Source organism: Amycolatopsis coloradensis, assembly GCF_001953865.1.
In the GTDB taxonomy this organism is placed as follows: domain Bacteria; phylum Actinomycetota; class Actinomycetes; order Mycobacteriales; family Pseudonocardiaceae; genus Amycolatopsis; species Amycolatopsis coloradensis.
In genome coordinates this window covers 243,119-259,979 of sequence record NZ_MQUQ01000014.1, presented here as the reverse complement: position 1 = coordinate 259,979, position 16,861 = coordinate 243,119, and the positions used below count along the sequence as shown (strand labels likewise).

Below are 16,861 nucleotides of genomic sequence, written 5' to 3'. Positions count from 1 at the left end.
TCCTCTAGTTGCGGTAGTTCGGCGTCGAACTACCGCAACTAGAGGACGAAACGCGGTGTGGGGGAGGTCGCTAGATGAGTTCCAGGGGGTCCAGCTGGATCCGGATGGGCTCGGTGGCCTTGCGTGCGTCCCGTTTGGCGGCGGCGGCGTGGACGGCGGCGGCGAGCGCCTTCCCGTCCGGGCGGGCGACGCGCACCAGGGCGCGCTCGCGTTCGGCGTTGCCGTCCTCGTCGACGTCGCCGAGCGGCACCGGTCCCAGCACCTCGCCGGTCTCCGGCAGGGCGAGGTCGTCGAGCAGTCCGGCGACCGCGTCCGGGGTGCCTTCGACGCTCGCCATCCGCATCGCGGGCGGGAAGCCGAGTTCGCGCCGCCCGGCCAGTTCCTGGCTCGCGTGCCAGCCCGGGTCCCACCGCACCAGCGCCTGCACGACCGCGAGTCCCGCTTCGGCGCCGACGAACACGCGACCGCCTTCGGTCCCCGGCCGCACCAGCGCCGCGGCCGCCATCCAGCGGCGCAGGGTCTCCTCCCCCGCGCGCAGATCCTGTCGCCCCAGCAGCGCCCAGCCGTCCAGCAGCAACGCCGCGCCGTAACCGCCTTCCGCGATCGGCTCGGCTCCCGGCGTGCACACCACCAGCGCCGGTTTCCCTGGCACTGAAGCCAAAACCTCCGACGCGCCCGAGGTCCGCACCGGGAATCCCGTGAACGCTCGGCCCAGTTCTTCCGCGGTCCGCTTGGAGCCGACGACGACCGCCCGCAGCCGCACTGAACCGCAAGCGGCGCAATGGAAGTTCGTCTCGGGAACACCACACCACCGGCAGGCGGGTGGCCTCGGCGCGCCGTCGATCAGCCCACCCGGCAAGGAAAGCGGGCCCGCGCAGCGACGGCAATGCGCGGACGTCCGGCAATTGCCGCAAGCGAGCCCCGGGACGTACCCGCGACGCGGAACCTGCACCAGCACAGGGAATCCGCCCGCCAGCGACTGCCTCGCCGCCTCGAAGGCGACCGACGGGAGCCGTGCCGCCTTCGCCGCTTCGTCCCGCGCGACGTCGAAGTCCTCGCCGACCGGCGTGACGCGCGGCGCGGCCGCCCGCAGTTCGGGACGGGCCGCCACCAGCGGTTGCGCCCAGCCCGACTCGACCAGGAACTGCGCCTCGGCGGTACGCGCGAAACCGGCGACGAGCATGGACCCTTTCGCGGCGTGCGCGCGGTCCATCAGCACGTCACGGACGTGCGGATACGGCGCGTGCTGGTCGAGGTGGACGTCGTCGCCGTCGTCCCACACCACGAACAGGCCGGGATCGGCGACCGGCGCGAACATCGCCGCGCGCGTTCCGACGACGACCCGCACCGCGCCCCGCAGCACCGCGAGCCAGCGGCGGTAGCGCTCGGCGGGGCCCAGCCCGGCGATCAAGGCGACCACGGCCTCGGAGCCCATCAGTTCGGCGCACGCGTCGTGCAAACGCGTGAGATCGCGATGGTCGGGGACCACCATCACGACGCCACGTCCGGCGGCGGCCGCCACCGCCGCGGCTTCCGCGAGACGGCGCGGCCAGTCCTCCCCCGGCAGGGCCTGCCAGACGGCGTTGGCCGGACGCCGCTCCGCGACGGCCTCCAGGAACGCCGGCCCGCTCCGGTACTTCTCCCAGGCGGTGGTTTCGGGCGCTTCCGGCGTCGGCGCGGGCTCGGCGGGCGGCTCGCCCTCGACCTTCGCGTGCCGGGACGGGATGGCCAGCCGCAGGACGTCGCTGAGCGTGCCGCCGTACCGGTCCGCGACCGACCGGCAGAGCGTGTGCAGCGACGGGGGCAGCACCGGCTCACTGGACGTCACGCGGTCGATGTACGCGAGCTTCCCGGTGAAGTCCGTGGTGTCGGCCCGCTCGACGAGATACCCGTCGACGAGCTGGCCCGCGAACCGGACGCGCACCCGGCAGCCGGGCACGGCGGTCTCGTGCAGCTTTTCCGGGATCCGGTAGTCGAAGGTCCGGTCGAGATGCGTGAGCGGGATGTCCACGACGATCCGCGCGACCGGGTTCTCGGGCGCGGGGTTCTGCGCGCCGCGACGGCTGGCGCTTTTCGCGCGGGACGGCTTGGCCTTCCGCGCCTGTTCGGCCTTCGGCGGCTCCGGGAGGTCCCACAGCGGGGCCGGTTCGGGACTGCTGCTCACCCGGTGATCTCTACCAGACTCGCCCGACGCTCTTCTTCACCGCCGTGTTATGAACGGACCTTTCATAACAGAATTTGTTATGAAAGGTCCGTTCATAACACACTTGGCAGCGTGAACCTCAGGCGCCCGCGGCCGACTTCAGGTCCGCGGCCCGCGCCGTGCTCTCCCACGGGAGGCCCAGCTCGGGACGGCCGAAGTGGCCGTACGCGGCCGTCGGCGCGTAGATCGGGCGAAGCAGGTCGAGGTCGCGGATGATCGCCGCCGGACGCAGGTCGAAGACCTCCGTGATGGCGTTCTGGATCTTCGACGGGTCGACCGTCTCGGTGCCGAACGTCTCGACGAAGAGACCCACCGGGGCCGCCTTGCCGATCGCGTAGGCGACCTGGACCTCGGCGCGCGAGGCGAGGCCGGCGGCGATGACGTTCTTCGCCACCCAGCGCATCGCGTACGCGGCCGAACGGTCGACCTTGGAGGGATCCTTGCCGGAGAACGCGCCGCCACCGTGACGGGCCATGCCGCCGTAGGTGTCGACGATGATCTTGCGGCCGGTCAGGCCCGCGTCACCCATCGGGCCGCCGATGACGAACCGGCCGGTCGGGTTCACCAGCAGCCGCACGTTGGAGGTGTCGAGACCGAGGTCGGCGAGCTCCGGGGCGACCACGTGCTCGCGGACGTCGACGCCGAGCATCTGCTCCAGGTCGATGCCGTCCGCGTGCTGGGTGGACACGACCACCGTGTCGAGCCGCACCGGCTGGTCACCGGCGTACTCGATGGTGACCTGGGTCTTGCCGTCCGGGCGCAGGTACGGCAGCACGCCGTCCTTGCGGACCCGGGTCAGCCGCTGCGAGAGCCGGTGCGCCAGCGCGATCGGCAGCGGCATCAGCTCGGGGGTGTCCGAGCAGGCGTAGCCGAACATCAGGCCCTGGTCGCCGGCGCCCTGGCGGTTGATCTCGTCTTCGTCGGACTCGACGCGGGACTCGTACGCGGTGTCGACACCCTGCGCGATGTCGGGCGACTGGGAGCCGATCGCCACGTTGACGCCGCAGGAGTTGCCGTCGAAACCCTTGGCCGAAGAGTCGTAGCCGATCTTCAGGATCACGTCGCGGACGATGGTCGGGATGTCCGCGTAGGCCTCGGTGGTCACCTCTCCGGCGACATGCACCTGCCCGGTGGTGATGAGGGTTTCGACCGCCACCCGGCTGCGCGGATCCTTGGCCAGCAGGCCGTCCAGGATCGAATCGCTGATGGCATCGCAAATTTTGTCGGGATGACCCTCAGTCACCGATTCCGATGTGAACAGTCTGCTCGTGGACGCGGTCACCGTGGCGTCACTCCCTCACCTAGACGTCTGATGCCAGATAGTCAGGCACCCCTCAGCTTGAACTCAAGCGTACTGACTATCGGTGGAGGGCCTCTCAATGCTTCATCAAGGTCACAACAGCGTCCCACAGTGTGGACGCCAGTTCGGCCTTGGCGCCGAGCGGGATCGGGAGCTCGGTGCCGTCGGCCCCGAGCAGCCAGCCCGAGTTGTCCTCGGTCCCGAACGCCTTTCCCTCACCGACGGCGTTCACCACCAGAAGGTCCGCACCCTTGCGCTTCAATTTGACCCGAGCGTGGTCCAGAACGCCACCCTTGTCGTCCCCGGTCTCCGCGGCGAACCCGACGACCAGCTGGCCCGCTGTCCGGTTCCGCACCAGTTCGGCCAGGATGTCGGCGTTGCGCGCCAGTTCGACCACCGGATCCGGCGCGTCGTCGGACTTCTTGATCTTGTGGTCGGCCCGGTTCGACGGCCGGAAGTCGGCGACGGCGGCGGCCATCACCAGGATGTCCGAGGAAGCGGCCTCGGCGTGCATCGCCTGGCGCATCTCCTCGGCTGTCGACACGTGGACGACCTTCGCGCCGGCCGGCTCCGGCAGCGCGACGGTGTGCGCGGCGACCAGGGTGACCTCGGCGCCACGCTGGGCGGCGACGCGAGCCAGCGCGTAGCCCTGCTTGCCCGACGAGCGGTTGCCCAGGTAGCGGACCGGGTCCAGCGGCTCACGGGTGCCGCCCGCCGAAATCGCCACGCGCACGCCTTCGAGGTCACGCGGGAGGGCGTTCGGCACGGCGAGCAGGAGCCTGGCCAGGTCGACGATCTCGGCCGGGTCGGCGAGCCGTCCCTTGCCGGTGTCGGCGCCGGTGAGCCTGCCCGCGGCGGGTTCGGCGACGACCAGACCGCGCGAGCGCAGCAGCGCCACGTTGTCGCGGGTGGCCGGGTGCTCCCACATCTCGGTGTGCATCGCCGGGAAGAAGGCGACCGGGCACCGGGCGGTGAGCAGGGTGTTCGTCAGCAGGTCGTCCGCGATGCCGTGCGCGGCCTTGGCCAGCAGGTTCGCCGTGGCCGGCACGACGATCACCAGATCGGCTTCCTTGCCGACGCGGACGTGCTGCACCTCGGGCACCTCGGTGAACACGCCGGTGTGCACCGGGTGGCCGGACAGTGCCTCGAAGGTGGCCGCGCCGACGAAGTTCAGCGCGGCTTCCGTGGGGACCACGCGGACGTCGTGACCGGATTCGGTCAGCCCGCGCAGGACCTCACAGGCCTTGTAAGCGGCGATGCCGCCACCTACGCCCAGAACGACTTTGGGTTTATTCAACGGTGTTCTCGGCGGTTTCGCGCGAGACCGCGATCAGGCTGCCAGAGCATGTCACTCCACCGGCATCGCTCACGCTGATCAACGCCCTGCCATCCCGATAGCGGAGGCCTTCGGCCAGCCCGCGCTCCGTGGTCGCCTTGACGGCCGCCGCGGCCATTGAGTGACTACTCACCCTCGGTGTGCTCGAGCAGGCCACCGTGGATCTCGCGCAGGGCGATGGACAGCGGCTTTTCGCGCGGGCCCGGCTCGACCAGCGGGCCGACGTACTCCAGCAGGCCCTCGCCCAGCTGGGCGTAGTAGTCGTTGATCTGGCGAGCGCGCTTGGCCGAGTAGATCACCAGCGCGTACTTCGAGCTGACCTTCTCGAGGAGGTCGTCGATGGGCGGGTTGGTGATGCCTTCGAGCTCTTCGTGCAGCGTGGCCTGAGTCGTCACTCGTGGTGCTCCGAATCTTCGGGTTTAGATGTCGCCGGTTATCAAGTTTAGCAACTGCTCGGCGGCGTCTCGCACGTCGGCGTTGACGACCCGCTCGTCGAACTCCCCGGCGGCGGCGAGTTCGCGCTCCGCCTCGGCCAGCCTTGCCTTCACCGCGGCCTCGTTCTCGGTGCCGCGGCCGGTCAGCCTGCCGACCAGTTCGTCCCACGACGGCGGCATCAGCATCACCAGCCGCGCCTCCGGCATCGCCTTGCGGACCTGCCGCGCGCCCTGGAGTTCGATCTCCAGTATGGCGTTGCGACCGGCCGCCAAGGCCCGCTCCACGGGTTCGCGCGGGGTGCCGTAGCAGTTGCCGGCGAACTCGGCGTGCTCCAGCAGCTCGCCCGCGGCGACCATGCGGTCGAACTCGGCGCGGTCGACGAAGTGGTAGTGCTCGCCGTCCACCTCACCCGGCCTCGGCTTCCTGGTGGTCACCGAGACGCTGAAATAGATCTCCGGATCCAGCTCGCGCAGCTCCCCCGCCACGCTCGACTTCCCGACCCCCGAAGGCCCTGATACGACCGTGAGCCGGTGCCGGGAGTTGAATCCCGCCACCGGCTCACCGCCGCGGTCAGCGCCCGGGATCACCGGGTGGTCCTGACCGGTGCCGCTCACTCGCCGCTGAATTCGGCCAGCAGCGCCTTGCGCTGCCGGTCGCCGAGGCCGCGAAGACGACGGCTGGGTGCGATCTCCAGTCGTTCCATGGTCTGCTGGGCACGGACCTTGCCGACGCCCGGAAGAGCCTCGAGCAGAGCCGAGACCTTCATCTTGCCGAGGACTTCGTTCTCCTCGGCCTGCTTCAACACGTCGACCAGAGTGGTACCGCCCCGCTTCAGCCGCTCCTTCAGCTCAGCACGGATGCGGCGGGCGGCGGCGGCCTTCTCCAGCGCCGCAGCGCGCTGTTCCTCTGTCAGCTGGGGAAGTGCCACGTTTTCCTCCGGTAGTTCTCAAATCTGGGTGGGTGTGGCGACGGTACCCACCCGTTACCTCGGCCCACAATGCGGGGGTGGCTGGTCATGACCGATTCCCGGGCCTGCTATTGGCCGTTTTCCAGGGAAGCGAGGGAATCCCGCGTCCGCCGAACGGCCGCACGCAACGCTTCGGGATCCGGCCCGTGATTGAGGACGTCGCGCGAAGACGCGGGGAGCACGCCCGGCAACGTCGGCCCGAAAAGCGCCCGCAAATCGGCCGGAGTAGCCCCCTGAGCCCCGAAACCGGGTGCCAGGACGGGACCGTTCAGCTTGCTCAGATCGAGCTCTCCCGGCGCGATGGTCGCGCCGACGACGACACCGATGTCACCCAGCGGCCCGACACCGGCGTTATGCGCGCCTGCCGTGTCGACGATGTCCTGCGCGACGGTCTTTCCGTTGGGCAGCAAGGCGTTCTGCAATCCCTGCGCCTCCGGGTTGGAGGTGCGCGCGAGGACGAACAGGCCCTTGCCTTGCGCCTGGGCAACCTCGACGGCGAAGTCCAGCGAGCCGAACCCGAGGTACGGCGAGACGGTGATGGCGTCGGCCTCGAGTTCCGCGCCGGAGGGCAGGAACGCCGCCGTGTACGCCGCCATCGTCGAACCGATGTCGCCGCGTTTGACGTCCAGCAGGACGAGCGCGCCCGCTTCCCGGCACACCTTCATCGTCTTGGCCAGAACGGCGACCCCAGGAGGCCCGTAGGCCTCGAAAAAGGCCGACTGGGGCTTGATCACCGCGACCTCGGGCGCGATCGTCTCAGCGGCCGTGAGGGCGAACTTCTCCAGACCGCCCGCGTCCGCCGGAAGACCCCACGACCGGAGCAACGCGGGATGGGGGTCGATCCCGGCGCAGAGCGGTCCCTTCCGGGCGACCGCCCGCGCCAGCCTCGCCCCGAACCGCCCGCTCACGCCTTGGCCTTCAGCGCCGCCTGGAGGCTCTGGAGCGAGCGGACGCCGATGTCGCCCTTGATGACGGCCTCTATCCCGTGCACGGCCGCCGCCGCGCCTTGCACCGTGGTGATGCAGGGGATGTCCCGCGACACCGCGGCGGTACGGATTTCGTAGCCGTCGATGCGCGGACCGCTGTTCCCGTAAGGAGTGTTGATCACCATCTGCACTTCGCCGCTGAGGATGACATCCACGACGTTCTGCTCGCCTTCGGCCGAACCTTCGTAGTGCTTGCGCACGACCGTGCAGGCGACTCCGTTGCGCCGCAACACTTCCGCTGTCCCGGAGGTGGCGAGGATCTCGAAACCGAGGTCCGCCAGCCGCTTCACCGGGAACACCAGTGAACGCTTGTCGCGGTTGGCGACCGAGACGAACACCTTGCCCGACGTCGGCAGCGAACCGTAGGCCCCGGCCTGGGACTTGGCGAACGCCTTCCCGAAGGAGACGTCGACGCCCATGACCTCACCGGTGGACTTCATCTCCGGGCCGAGCAGCGAGTCGACGCCGTGGCCCTCGGGGGTGCGGAAGCGGTGGAACGGCAGGACCGCCTCCTTGACCGCGACCGGCGAATCGGCGGGCATCTGCCCCCCGTCACCCTCCGCCGGGAGGACGCCGGACTCGCGCAGCTCCTTGATCGACGAGCCGGTCATGATCAGCGCCGCGGCCTTGGCGAGCGGCACCGCGGTCGCCTTCGACACGAACGGCACCGTCCGCGAGGCGCGCGGGTTGGCTTCCAGGACGTACAGGACATCGTCCTTGAGCGCGTACTGGACGTTCAGCAGCCCGCGGACGCCGACGCCGCGCGCGATGGCCTCTGTCGAGCGGCGCACCGTCTCGATGTCGGTCCGGCCCAGTGTGATCGGCGGCAGCGCGCAGGAGGAGTCGCCTGAGTGGATTCCGGCCTCCTCGATGTGCTCCATGACGCCGCCGAGGAACAGCTCGTCGCCGTCGAAGAGCGCGTCGACGTCGATCTCGATGGCGTCGTCGAGGAACCGGTCCACCAGCACCGGGTGCTCGGGGGTGACCTCGGTGGCGCGGTGGATGTAGCCGGCGAGGGACTCCTCGTCGTACACGATCTCCATGCCGCGCCCGCCGAGCACGTAGGACGGCCGCACCAGGACCGGGTAGCCGATCTTGTCGGCGATCCGCTTCGCGCCCTCGAACGAGGTCGCCGTGCCGTACTTCGGCGCGGGCAGCCCGGCGTCGGTGAGGACCTCGCCGAACGCGCCGCGGTCCTCGGCGAGGTGGATCGCGTCCGGGGAGGTGCCGATCACCGGGACACCGGCGTCGGCGAGGCGCTTCGCGAGCGAGAGCGGGGTCTGGCCGCCCAGCTGCACGATGACCCCGGCGACGGTGCCCGACTCCTGCTCGGCGTTGACCACCTCCAGGACGTCCTCGAACGACAGCGGCTCGAAGTAGAGCCTGTCCGAGGTGTCGTAGTCGGTGGAGACGGTCTCGGGATTGCAGTTGACCATGACCGCTTCGAAACCGGCCTCGCGCAACGCGATGGCGGCGTGCACGCACGAGTAGTCGAACTCGATGCCCTGCCCGATGCGGTTCGGCCCGGAGCCGAGGATCAGCACCTTCGGCTTCTCGGTCTGCGCGGTGATCTCCGACCGAGCCGCGGGATCGGTCTCGTAGGCCGAGTAGTGGTACGGCGTCTTGGCCGCGAATTCGGCCGCGCAGGTGTCGACGGTCTTGTACACCGGCCGCACGCCGAGACGGCGGCGCAGCGCGCGGACGCCGTCCTCGCCCGCCAGTTCCGGCCGCAGCGCGGCGATCTGGCGGTCGGAAAGACCGGTGCGCTTGGCGCGGCGCAGCAGTGGCTCGTCGAGCACCTGGGCGTCACGGACCTCGGAACCGACCTCGCCGATGAGGGCGATCTGGTCGATGAACCAGGGGTCGATACCCGACGCCTCGTGGATCTGCTCCACGGTGCCGCCGAACCGCAGCGCCCGCTCGACCTCGTAGAGGCGGCCGTCGTGCGGCGTGCGCAGAGCGTCCAAAATGGACTCGAGCGTCGCGCCGTCGGGATCGGGCCTCGTCCAGAAACCGGTGGCCTTGGTGTCGATGGAGCGCAGTGCCTTGCCGAGCGCCTCGGGGAAGCTGCGGCCGAACGACATCGCCTCGCCGACGCTCTTCATCGTCGTCGTCAGCGTGGGGTCGGCGCCGGGGAATTTCTCGAAGGCGAACCGCGGCACCTTCACCACGACGTAGTCCAGCGTCGGCTCGAAGGCCGCCGGGGTCTCGCCGGTGATGTCGTTGCGGATCTCGTCGAGCGTGTAGCCGATGGCGAGCTTCGCGGCGATCTTGGCGATCGGGAAGCCGGTGGCCTTCGACGCCAGCGCGCTGGACCGGGAGACGCGCGGGTTCATCTCGATGACGACCATGCGGCCGTCGGCCGGGTTGATCGCGAACTGGATGTTGCAGCCGCCGGTGTCGACGCCGACCTCGCGCAGCACCGCGATGCCGACGTCGCGCATGTGCTGGTACTCGCGGTCGGTGAGGGTCATCGCGGGCGCGACGGTGACCGAGTCGCCGGTGTGCACGCCCATCGCGTCGATGTTCTCGATCGAGCAGACGACCACCACGTTGTCGTGCCGGTCGCGCATGAGTTCGAGTTCGAACTCCTTCCAGCCGAGGACGCTCTCCTCGATGAGCACTTCGGTGACCGGAGACTCGTCGAGACCGGTGGAAGCGAGCCGCTCCAGCTCGGCGTCGGTGTGCGCCATACCCGAGCCGAGCCCGCCCATGGTGAACGACGGCCGGATGACCACCGGGAGGCCGACCTCGGCGACGGTCGCGCGGACCTCGTCCATGTCGTGGCAGACGCGCGAACGCGGCACCTCGGCGCCGATCGTGCGGACGATGTCCTTGAACTTCTGCCGGTCCTCGCCGCGCTGGATGGCTTCGACGTCGGCGCCGATCAGCTCGACGCCGTACTTCTCCAGCACGCCGCGGTCATGCAGGGCGACCGCGCAGTTGAGCGCCGTCTGCCCGCCCAGGGTCGCGAGGATCGCGTCAGGGCGTTCCACGGCGATGACCTTCTCGACGAATTCCGGCGTGACCGGCTCGATGTAGGTGGCGTCGGCGAACTCGGGGTCGGTCATGATGGTCGCCGGGTTCGAGTTCACCAGCGAGACGCGCAGTCCCTCTTCGCGGAGTACGCGGCAGGCCTGCGTGCCGGAGTAGTCGAACTCCGCCGCCTGGCCGATCACGATCGGCCCGGAGCCGATCACCAGCACGTGCTGGATGTCTGTCCTCTTCGGCATTAGTTTTCCTCACTCACCAGGCGCCGCAGACCGTCGCGGAAGACCTGAAAACTCTGGGAACGATTGTTCTCTACATCCATGTGCGGCGCGACTTCGGAGGCAAGCAGCATCTTCTGCAGTCGGGGCTTGTGATAACCATGTCTGGCGAGCACCCGGCCAAGCGCTTCACAGGTGCCGCCGGCGACGGCGTCAGGATCGCGGTACCTCTGTTGCTTGTGCAGCGTCGACGGCATCCTCGGGTACGCGGCACAAAGAGCGGGCACATCGCCAAAGAACCATGCCTCGAGTTCTTCCACGACGATCCTGTTCAAGATCGTGAACCCGTCCGACGCCGCACTCGTCGTGATCAGCCCTGCGGTCTTCGCCATCACCTGCAGTCGCTCCTTGAGTACGACACAGTCGTCGTCATCTCGATCGACCAACACGGCCACCCTGATTGACTCCCAGCTCAAACGAGCCGCATAACCAGCCAAACGGCGCGGCAGGTCTTTCAACAAGGCGTCCTTACCCCGGAACTCAAAGATCTCGAACCTGGTCCCAGGAACGATCTTCGGGACCAGGACCTCAAGCGCCCGTTTCGCTGAAGGTTCTTCAACAAGGATCTCGAGCGAGATCGGTTCCTTCGTCACGCTGGACGTCCCGACCGCGTAAGGGGATCACCCAGTCCGAAGTAGCCCTCCATCCAGAGATTTCCCAGCATTCCGCCTGCGTCCACCATGGCCATGAGCCGTTTGTTCCTCGAGGCTCGAGCACACCTGGTGAAACCGTCCTCATCGCGATATAAGGCCCACATCTCGTCGGGGTACAGCGCGTCGGCAAAGTAAGGCGAGTGCGTCGTGACGAGGAGCTGACTCCTTGCCGAGGCCCCACGAACTTCCTCGGCCAATGGATACAATAACTTTGGGTGAAGTTGATTCTCAGGCTCTTCGATACCGATAATCGGCGCCGGTGCCGGGTCGAACAGCACCGTCAAGTACGCAAGCAGCTTCAAGGTGCCATCAGAGATGAACCTCGCGAGTACGGGCGTATCGAAGGGCCGGTCCTTTAGACGCAGCAGCAGACGCCCGTCCGGCATCTGTTCAGAGTCGACTCGCTCAAGGCTCGGCACCCGCTGGCCAAGCACGTCGAAGATCGTCGCCAGCCTGTCTTGGTGACGATCTCCCAGGTACTGGATGACATTCGCTAGATTGTCTCCGGTAACCGAAAGCCTCTCCTGAGGACCAGACATCGGCTGCTGCCGGACATGGTCGATGTTGAGGTACGAGAGGTACCAGCCAGTGATGAATCTCCGCAAAGCCGCCACCTGTGGATAGCGGCTTAGCTGGCCGAGGCTGCTCACGGCCAGCAGATCCGGACTGTCGAGCGTCTCTATGAGCTTCTCGTTCGCCCGTTCGTCGTAGACAGCCCCCTCTCCTCGCGAAAAGTTGAGGATCTCTCGTGGTCGTCCCTGGGCTGGGTTGGTCGTCCACCGAAGCAGCTCGCTCACCACAACCGGCGACCCTCCCTCCTCATCGATCGCCAGCACGTAGGTGATCAATCGTCCGCTGTCCGGGTCACGATATTTGAGTTCGAACTGGACGGGTCCCTCAGCCCCTCGGCTGCGAATCTCGGCGATTCTATTGCGCGCATCCCAGGCACGGCGGAGGTTCGTGCTGAAAGCTTCGTGAAGAAAGGCGAACACGTCGAACACGGTTGACTTGCCACTGCCGTTCGGGCCGAACAGAACGGTCAACGGCGTGAGCTTCTCGAAGGTCACATCTTTCAGCACTCGGTAGTTCCGAATGTGAAGCCTCTCGATAGACGGCTTTGACCTGCTTTGGGCAGCCATCACGACTTCTTCTCCATCAAGCTCACGAACTCGTCGAACAGGGGGGCCGCGTCGTGCGGGCCGGCGGCGGCCTCGGGGTGGTACTGCACCGAGAACGCGGGGACGTCGAACGCGCGGACGCCTTCGACGGTGTCGTCGTTCGGGCAGTAGTGCGAGATCTGCGCGGCGCCGAACGGCGTCTCGAACCGCTGGCCCGGTTCGCCTTCGAGGGCGAAACCGTGGTTCTGCGCGGTGATCGCGACCCGTTTGGTCGCCACGTCGATCACCGGGATGTTGATCCCACGGTGGCCGTAGCGCATCTTGTAGGTGCCCAGGCCCAGCGCGCGGCCGAGGATCTGGTTGCCGAAGCAGATGCCGAACAGCGGAATTTCCCGCTGTAGCACCGCTTTCGTCAGCTCCGTCGCATGCGCGGTGGTCGCCGGGTCGCCAGGTCCGTTGGACAGGAAGACACCGTCCGCCTCGACCGCGAGCAGTTCGTCCACAGTGGACGCCGAGGACAGCACATGCACCTCGATCCCCCGCGCGGCCATCATGCGCGGGGTGTTGGACTTGATGCCCAGGTCCAGCGCGGCGACGCGGAACTTCCGCTCCCCCTGCGCTTCGACAACGTACGACTGCTTGGTGCTGACCTCGCCGGCGAGGTCGGCGCCCTTCATCTGCGGGCTGGCCTTGACCTGTGCGAGCATCTCCTCGTCGCTGCCCAGCGCCTCACCCGAGAACACGCCGGACCGCATGGCGCCCTGTTCGCGCAGGTGCCGGGTCAGCGTGCGAGTGTCCACTTCGGAGATCCCGACGACGCCCTGACGCTCCAGTTCCTCGTCCAGCGTGCGCTTCGAGCGCCAGTTGGACGGGGTGCGCGCGGGGTCGCGGACGACGTAGCCCGAGACCCAGATGCGCGAGGACTCGTCGTCCTCGTCGTTCCAGCCGGTGTTGCCGATCTGGGGCGCGGTCTGGACCACGATCTGCCGGTGGTAGGAGGGGTCGGTCAACGTCTCCTGGTAGCCGGTCATGCCGGTGCAGAACACCGCCTCGCCCAGGCTGCGTCCGCGTGCTCCGTACGCGGAGCCCCGGAAGATCCGGCCGTCTTCGAGGACCAGTGCGGCCGGGGTGCGGGTGCCATTTGCGGTGCTCATCAGGCACCTCCCTTGATGTCGTTGCGAGTGTTTTGCAAAGCTTCGATCCACTGTGGATAGTCGTCGACGTCGTCGCCGCGGAATCCGGTGTCCAGTGCGACATCGCCCGCCAGCCAGGTGATGACGAGCAGCGCGTCGATGCCCATCACCTTCCCGGCCATGCCCTTGTCCTTGCGGACGCCGGTGACGGCAGCGCGCGGGATCCAGAAGTCCGGGGCGCCACCGCGTTCGATGGCGATACCGTCGGCGTGCAGCCGCCAGACCGCGCCGGTGCGCAGACCGGCGCCGCGGGTGACCACCCGTTCCTGCCAGTGCCCCGCCGTCGTCGTGCTGATGTAGACGCCGGTCGATTCGAGCGACGCGTCGCCGGGTTCGGCCGGGATCTCGGCGAACGGCGGCACCTGGACGCTCTGCGCGCGGGACTTGCGGCGCCAGCCGCGCCACATCAGGAGGACGCAGACGAGGAAGAAGGCGAAGACCGCCAGGGTCAGCAGAATCCGGTCACTCATGGTGCGATCTTCCCCTCCCGCGCGGTGATCCGCCCGCGCAGCAACGTCGCCGTCACCACGCCGGGGAGCCGCATTCCTTCATACGGGGTGTTCGCCGCGATGCTCGCGAACTCGACTCCGCGCACGGTCCATTCGGTGTCCGGGTCCACCAGCGTCAGGTTGGCCGGTTCGCCGACCTCGATCGGGCGGCCGTGATCGGACAGGTTCCCGATCTCGGCCGGCCGCTCGCTCATCACCCGCGCGACGCCCCGCCAGTCGAGCAGGCCGGTGCGGACCATGGTCTCGACCACGATCGACAGCGCGGTCTGGAGGCCGAGCATGCCGGGACGGGCTGAGTTCCATTCGCAGTCCTTGTCCTGGACGGCGTGCGGCGCGTGGTCGGTGGCGACACAGTCGATGACGCCCTCGGCCAGCGCGGCACGCAGCTTCTCGGCGTCGGACCCGGTGCGCAGCGGCGGGTTGACCTTGTTGACCGGGTCGTAGGTGGCGAGCCGCTCGTCGGTCAGCAGGAGGTGGTGCGGGGTGACCTCGGCCGAGACCTTGGTGCCGCGCTCCTTGGCCCACTTCAGGATGTCGGCGGTGCCCGAGGTGGACACGTGGCAGACGTGCAGCCGCGCGTTCGCGTGCCGGGCGAGCAGGCAGTCGCGGGCGACGATCGACTCCTCCGCCGAGGCGGGCCAGCCGGTGTAGCCAAGGCGCGCGGACTGCTCGCCTTCGTGCGCCTGCGCGCCGACGGTCAGCCGGGGCTCCTCGGCGTGCTGGGCGATGACCACCCCGAGCGCCGTCGAGTACTCCAGCGCGCGGCGCATCAGCAGCGGGTCCGCGACACAGAGACCGTCGTCGGAGAAGACCTTCACCTGGGCCTCGGACTTCGCCATGGTGCCCAGTTCGGCGAGCTTCTCGCCCTTGAGGCCCACGGTGACCGCGCCGACCGGGTGCACGTCGACCAGTCCGGCCTCCTGGCCGCGCCGCCACACGTGGTCGACGATCACCGCGTTGTCGGCCACCGGGTCGGTGTTGGCCATGGCGAACACGGCGGTGTAGCCGCCGAGCGCGGCCGCGGCCGAACCGGTGGCGATGGTCTCGGTGTCCTCGCGGCCGGGTTCCCGCAGGTGGGTGTGCAGGTCCACGAAACCGGGGAGCAGCACCTGGCCGCCCGCCTCGATCACTTCGGCTTCGTCCGGGGTGTCGATCGAACCGATGTCGGTGATGACCCCGTCCTCGACGAGTACGTCGACCGGGTCGCCCTCGCCGTAGGGCCGGGCGCCCTTGATCAGGACGGTGGTCACGCGGTGGCTCCTTCGCTCGCGAGCAGGTGATAGAGGACCGCCATGCGCACGTGGACGCCGTTGCGGACCTGTTCGGTGATGGCCGAGGCCGGGGAGTCGGCGACCGCCGAGGCGATCTCCATCCCGCGCAGCATCGGACCGGGGTGCAGGACGACGGCGTGCTCGGGCAGGAGCTTCATCCGCCGTTCGTTGAGGCCGTACGCGATCGAGTACTCACGAGCCGAGGGAAAAAAGCCCCCGTGCATGCGTTCGGCTTGGACCCGCAGCATCATGACCGCGTCGACCGCGGGCAGTTCGGCGTCGAGTTCGTGCGACACGGTGACCGGCAGGCTTTCCACCCCGGCGGGCAGCAGCGTCGGCGGCGCGACGAGCACCACTTCCGCACCCAGCGCCGACAGCAGATGGATGTTCGACCGCGCGACCCTGCTGTGCAGGACGTCGCCGACGATCGCGATCCGGCGGCCTTCCAGCGAACCGAGGCGCTCCCGCAGCGTCGCCGCGTCGAGCAGCGCCTGCGTCGGATGCTCGTGGGTGCCGTCGCCCGCGTTGACGACCGCCGTCCCGGCCTCGGCGAGCCAGCCCGAAAGCCGCTGCGCCGCCCCGGAGGCGGGGTGCCGGATGATCACGCAGTCGGCCCCGGCCGCGGCCAGCGTCAGCGCGGTGTCCCGCAGCGATTCGCCCTTGTTGACCGACGAACTGGACGCGGAGACGTTGATCACGTCGGCGCTCATCCACTTCCCCGCGATCTCGAACGAGACGCGGGTGCGGGTCGAGTTCTCGTAGAACAGCGTGATGACGGTACGGCCGCGCAACGTCGGCAGTTTGCGGACCTCGCGGCCCAGCAAGGTGTGCTTGAGCTCTTCGGCGGTGTCCAGCACGGCTGTCGCGAGCGCCGGGTCGAGCCCGTCGGTGGCGAGCAGGTGCTTCACGATCGGTCTCCTTTTGATGAAGCGCCCTCATTCGACGACCTCAGCAGGACCGTGTCACGTCCGTCCACTTCGGACAGCAGGACCTCGATCCCCTCGGTACGCGAGGTGGGCACGTTCTTGCCCACGTAGTCGGCGCGGATCGGTAGTTCGCGGTGGCCGCGGTCGACCAGCACGGCCAGCTGGACCGCGCGCGGGCGGCCGTGGTCGCGCAGGGCGTCGAGGGCGGCGCGGATGGTGCGGCCGGAGAACAGCACGTCGTCGACCAGGATCACCACCGCGTCGTCGATACCGGTCGGCGGCAGCTGCGAATGTTCGAGCGCGCGGGGCGGGCGGCGGCGGAGATCGTCGCGGTAGAGCGTGACGTCCAGCGCGCCGGTCGGCGGACGGATGCCGGAGAACTCGGCGATCTTGTCCGCGAGCCGCAGGGCGAGCGGAGTACCCCGGGTGGGGATGCCCAGCAACACGGGCGGAGTCGAGCCACCGGCACCGAGAGCGGTCTTCTCGATGACCTGGTGGGCCATTCGGGCGATCGTGCGCGCGACATCGCCGGACGAGAGGAGCTCGCGCTCTCCCGCCGGTTCCGCCGCGCCACGGGGACGTGACGACAAGGCGGACCTCCTTCCCCGCCTCTCTGGACGGGTCCTTAAAGGACGTCGACTTCCTGCGTGGCGAGGAAATCGAGTCGACACTAGCAGCAGCGGGACCTCAGTCTT

16 protein-coding genes are annotated in these 16,861 nt (G+C 68.7%); all 16 read right to left on the bottom strand.

The annotated features are described in order from the left end of the window. Positions 1–70 precede the first annotated feature (70 nt). The gene (locus BS329_RS25125; RefSeq protein WP_076163705.1) at positions 71–2,164 is read right to left on the bottom strand and encodes a primosomal protein N'; all 2,094 of its coding nucleotides are present in this window, start codon (positions 2,162–2,164) and stop codon (positions 71–73) included. A gap of 118 nt (positions 2,165–2,282) precedes the next feature. Next, positions 2,283–3,485 carry a methionine adenosyltransferase gene (gene metK, locus BS329_RS25120; RefSeq protein ID WP_076163704.1) on the bottom strand — a complete coding sequence of 401 codons (1,203 nt, stop codon included), beginning with the start codon at positions 3,483–3,485 and terminating at the stop codon, positions 2,283–2,285. A 94-nt stretch (positions 3,486–3,579) separates the two neighbouring features. Then, positions 3,580–4,800: a bifunctional phosphopantothenoylcysteine decarboxylase/phosphopantothenate--cysteine ligase CoaBC gene (gene coaBC / locus BS329_RS25115; RefSeq protein WP_076163703.1), complete on the bottom strand. Its 1,221-nt coding sequence runs from the start codon at positions 4,798–4,800 to the stop codon at positions 3,580–3,582. Further along, positions 4,793–4,957 carry a hypothetical protein gene (locus BS329_RS43490; protein ID WP_158075830.1) on the bottom strand — a complete coding sequence of 55 codons (165 nt, stop codon included), beginning with the start codon at positions 4,955–4,957 and terminating at the stop codon, positions 4,793–4,795. Before BS329_RS43490 ends, coaBC begins: the two co-directional genes overlap by 8 nt. Positions 4,958–4,964: 7 nt before the next feature. Beyond that, positions 4,965–5,234 (bottom strand): DNA-directed RNA polymerase subunit omega, encoded by a 270-nt coding sequence (gene rpoZ / locus BS329_RS25110; RefSeq protein WP_005152353.1) that lies wholly within the window; start codon positions 5,232–5,234, stop codon positions 4,965–4,967. Between the two features lie 24 nt (positions 5,235–5,258). After that, entirely contained in the window at positions 5,259–5,888 is a 630-nt protein-coding gene (gene gmk / locus BS329_RS25105; RefSeq protein ID WP_076163702.1) for a guanylate kinase, read from the bottom strand. Beyond that, a complete protein-coding gene (gene mihF / locus BS329_RS44175) occupies positions 5,885–6,202 on the bottom strand; it encodes an integration host factor, actinobacterial type (protein WP_003096398.1) in 318 nt (105 codons plus the stop codon). Before mihF ends, gmk begins: the two co-directional genes overlap by 4 nt. Positions 6,203–6,309: 107 nt before the next feature. Beyond that, positions 6,310–7,149 (bottom strand): orotidine-5'-phosphate decarboxylase, encoded by an 840-nt coding sequence (pyrF, locus tag BS329_RS25095; protein WP_076163701.1) that lies wholly within the window; start codon positions 7,147–7,149, stop codon positions 6,310–6,312. Further along, positions 7,146–10,460, bottom strand: a complete 3,315-nt coding sequence (gene carB, locus BS329_RS25090; protein ID WP_076163700.1) for a carbamoyl-phosphate synthase large subunit — start codon at positions 10,458–10,460, stop codon at positions 7,146–7,148. Before carB ends, pyrF begins: the two co-directional genes overlap by 4 nt. Beyond that, positions 10,460–11,089: a DUF4276 family protein gene (locus BS329_RS25085; RefSeq protein ID WP_244197283.1), complete on the bottom strand. Its 630-nt coding sequence runs from the start codon at positions 11,087–11,089 to the stop codon at positions 10,460–10,462. Before BS329_RS25085 ends, carB begins: the two co-directional genes overlap by 1 nt. Then, the gene (locus BS329_RS25080) at positions 11,086–12,288 is read right to left on the bottom strand and encodes an AAA family ATPase (RefSeq protein WP_076163699.1); all 1,203 of its coding nucleotides are present in this window, start codon (positions 12,286–12,288) and stop codon (positions 11,086–11,088) included. Before BS329_RS25080 ends, BS329_RS25085 begins: the two co-directional genes overlap by 4 nt. Beyond that, on the bottom strand, positions 12,288–13,421 hold the full coding sequence (gene carA / locus BS329_RS25075) for a glutamine-hydrolyzing carbamoyl-phosphate synthase small subunit (protein WP_076163698.1): 1,134 nt from the start codon (positions 13,419–13,421) through the stop codon (positions 12,288–12,290). Before carA ends, BS329_RS25080 begins: the two co-directional genes overlap by 1 nt. After that, a complete protein-coding gene (locus tag BS329_RS25070) occupies positions 13,421–13,930 on the bottom strand; it encodes a PH-like domain-containing protein (protein ID WP_076163697.1) in 510 nt (169 codons plus the stop codon). The genes carA and BS329_RS25070 overlap by 1 nt, the downstream gene beginning before the upstream one ends. Then, entirely contained in the window at positions 13,927–15,219 is a 1,293-nt protein-coding gene (locus BS329_RS25065; protein ID WP_076163696.1) for a dihydroorotase, read from the bottom strand. Before BS329_RS25065 ends, BS329_RS25070 begins: the two co-directional genes overlap by 4 nt. Further along, the gene (locus BS329_RS25060) at positions 15,216–16,148 is read right to left on the bottom strand and encodes an aspartate carbamoyltransferase catalytic subunit (RefSeq protein ID WP_076163695.1); all 933 of its coding nucleotides are present in this window, start codon (positions 16,146–16,148) and stop codon (positions 15,216–15,218) included. Before BS329_RS25060 ends, BS329_RS25065 begins: the two co-directional genes overlap by 4 nt. Further along, positions 16,145–16,756: a bifunctional pyr operon transcriptional regulator/uracil phosphoribosyltransferase PyrR gene (gene pyrR / locus BS329_RS25055; protein ID WP_076163694.1), complete on the bottom strand. Its 612-nt coding sequence runs from the start codon at positions 16,754–16,756 to the stop codon at positions 16,145–16,147. The genes BS329_RS25060 and pyrR overlap by 4 nt, the downstream gene beginning before the upstream one ends. Positions 16,757–16,861 lie beyond the last annotated feature (105 nt).

What these genes read in the sequence shown, in the direction of transcription:
- BS329_RS43490 (WP_158075830.1), bottom strand. Translation starts at nt 4,957, where the DNA reads ATGGCCGCGGCGGCCGTCAAGGCGACCACGGAGCGCGGGCTGGCCGAA.
- carB (WP_076163700.1), bottom strand. Translation starts at nt 10,460, where the DNA reads ATGCCGAAGAGGACAGACATCCAGCACGTGCTGGTGATCGGCTCCGGG.
- BS329_RS25080 (WP_076163699.1), bottom strand. Translation starts at nt 12,288, where the DNA reads ATGGCTGCCCAAAGCAGGTCAAAGCCGTCTATCGAGAGGCTTCACATT.
- carA (WP_076163698.1), bottom strand. Translation starts at nt 13,421, where the DNA reads ATGAGCACCGCAAATGGCACCCGCACCCCGGCCGCACTGGTCCTCGAA.
- BS329_RS25070 (WP_076163697.1), bottom strand. Translation starts at nt 13,930, where the DNA reads ATGAGTGACCGGATTCTGCTGACCCTGGCGGTCTTCGCCTTCTTCCTC.